This is a genomic window from Methanospirillum sp. (genome assembly GCF_028679455.1).
Lineage (GTDB): Archaea > Halobacteriota > Methanomicrobia > Methanomicrobiales > Methanospirillaceae > Methanospirillum.
Genome location: NZ_JAJRBM010000364.1, coordinates 1 through 2,664, shown reverse-complemented (window position 1 = coordinate 2,664; position 2,664 = coordinate 1). Strand labels below are relative to the sequence as shown.

The 2,664-nt window shown below is 49.3% G+C and carries 1 protein-coding gene; it reads left to right on the top strand.

Annotated elements, in window-relative coordinates; all coding sequences use genetic code 11:
• Positions 1–161: 161 nt before the first annotated feature.
• On the top strand, positions 162–2,664 hold a 2,503-nt coding region (locus LUQ50_RS12365), incomplete at its 3' end, for a cation-translocating P-type ATPase (protein ID WP_300040145.1).

Genomic DNA, 2,664 nt, shown 5'->3' with positions numbered 1-2,664 from the left:
GCATCTCAATTCTATCGAACTCCTTATCAGTTCATAATTATAATTTAACTTACCGGAAAATAGGTCGTATTATCCCAGACCTCTCCAATCAGGGTATTTACAAAGGGATGGTATGGACAAAGGCAACTGGCGAATCAAATATTGAGAAAACGGTATCAATCATGACTATCCTCGAAATTGATGAGGTAAAAGGTCTTTCCAGCGAGCAGGCAGCTGAGAAGATCAGAACCGAAGGGTACAATGAACTCCCGGAAGCACAAAAACATGGCATACCCGGGATCATCCTGGAGGTAGTCAAAGAGCCGATGTTCATCCTCCTGGTAACAAGCGGGCTGATATACTTCTTCCTTGGCGATGTCACCGAAGGTATCATGCTGATGAGTTTCGTATTCGTCATTATCGGGATCACGGTGTACCAGGAACAGAAGACTGAAAAGGCCCTGGAAGCTTTACGAAACCTTTCCAGTCCCCGGGCTCTGGTTATCAGAGACGGAGAACAGAAGCGAATCGCAGGCAGGGAAGTGGTAACCGGTGATATTCTCATCCTTTCAGAAGGGGACCGGGTGTCTGCAGATGGCATTCTCCTCTCATCAAACCACATTTCAGTTGATGAATCCCTCCTGACCGGAGAGTCGGTTCCGGTGAGGAAAATCCCCTGGGCTGAAGGATTACCGGATCAACACCCGGGAGGAGATGACCAGCCTTTCATCTACTCCGGGACCATGGTTGTCCAGGGGCAGGGCCTTGCGGAGGTCAGATCAACCGGTCCACGGACCGAGATGGGAAAGATCGGCACCGTTTTGCAGACTGTGGAACGGGATGACACCAGGCTGAAAAAAGAGATCTCCTGGATGGTCAGGACCATCGCAACTGTCGGGCTGCTCCTCTGCCTGATCATCGTGGTAGTGTATGGATTTACGCAGGGAGACTGGATCTCAGGACTTCTTGCCGGGATCACGCTTGCCATGGCTATCCTCCCTGAAGAGTTCCCAGTTGTCCTTACCATATTTCTCGCTCTTGGTGCATGGAGGATATCACAAAAACAGGTATTGACACGCCATGTTCCGGCAATTGAAACCCTTGGTTCTGCCACGGTGCTCTGTGTAGACAAAACCGGTACCCTCACCCTGAATAAAATGACGGTTCAGACCTTTTTTGCCGGTGGGGTGATCTGTGACCATGATCCAACCGGTGCAAATTCAGTTCCCGATATCTGCCATGAATTGTCTGAGTACGCCATCCTTGCCTGCAAAAAAGATCCCTTCGATCCGATGGAAAAGGCACTCTTCCACCTGTCGGATGGCGATTTTGGGAAAACTGAACATATCCACACCGGCTGGGACCTGATTGTAGAATATCCCCTCTCAGCCGAACTCCTGGCAATGTCAAACGTCTGGCGATCTCCTGATGGAAATGAGTTCATCATTGCGTCAAAAGGAGCACCCGAGGCAATAACTGACCTCTGTCATCTTCCTGAACCTGACCGGGAAATGCTGGCCGGGAAGATCAACACACTTGCAGCGAAAGGACTTCGTATCCTTGGGGTGGCGAAAGCTTCGTTTATTCTTCCTGAACTCCCTGACGTGCAGCATGATTTTGAGTTTGAATTCCTGGGACTGATCGGATTCGCAGACCCGATCCGGCCTGGAATTCCCGAGGCCGTAACCGAGTGCCATTCAGCCGGGATACGGGTTATCATGATCACCGGTGACTATTCACTGACTGCCCGGAACATTGCACAGCAGATAGGTCTTCATCATGCAGATGAATGTATCACCGGGTCAGAACTTGAACAGATACCGGAACCAGAATTGAAAGACAAAATCAGGACTGCCACCCTGTTTGCACGGGCCATACCTGAGCAGAAACTTCGGATCGTCAACACCCTTAAAGCCAATCATGAGGTTGTTGCTATGACCGGGGACGGGGTAAACGACGCTCCTGCATTAAAGTCTGCTGACATCGGTATTGCGATGGGAGGCAGGGGAACCGATGTCGCCAGAGAAGCTTCGTCACTTGTTCTGCTTGACGACAACTTCACCTCGATAGTCTCTGCAGTCAGGTTAGGGAGAAGAATCTATGATAATCTGAAGAAAGCGATGGCATATATCTTCTCCATCCATGTCCCGATTGCCGGAATGTCACTCATACCTGTGATTTTTAATCTGCCTCTCATTCTTATGCCCGTTCATATCGTCTTTCTTGAATTGATCATCGATCCAGCCTGTTCAATAGTGTTCGAGTCTGAAAAAGAAGAATCAAATGTCATGAATCGACCCCCTCGTCAGAAAGATGAACGGCTCTTTACCAGAAAGACACTCTTCCTGAGTCTCCTTCAGGGGTTCGTGGTACTTACAGTTGTCTTCCTGGTGTACCTCTCTGCGATAAGCAGGGGTCTTAATGAAGCAGAAGTGAGAACGCTCACCTTTACGACGATAGTAATCGCAAATCTGCTTTTGATCCTGACAAACCGTTCATGGTCAGAGACTATGGTTCAGACAATCCAGACTCCAAACAAGGCGATGGGGTGGGTATTTGCCGGAACACTCATTGGTCTCGCTTTGATCCTCATCATCCCTTCGCTTCAGAATCTCTTCAGGTTTGCTCCGATATCACCGGAAGAACTCATCACCTGTGTACTTGCAGGAGTCGTGAGTGTCCTCT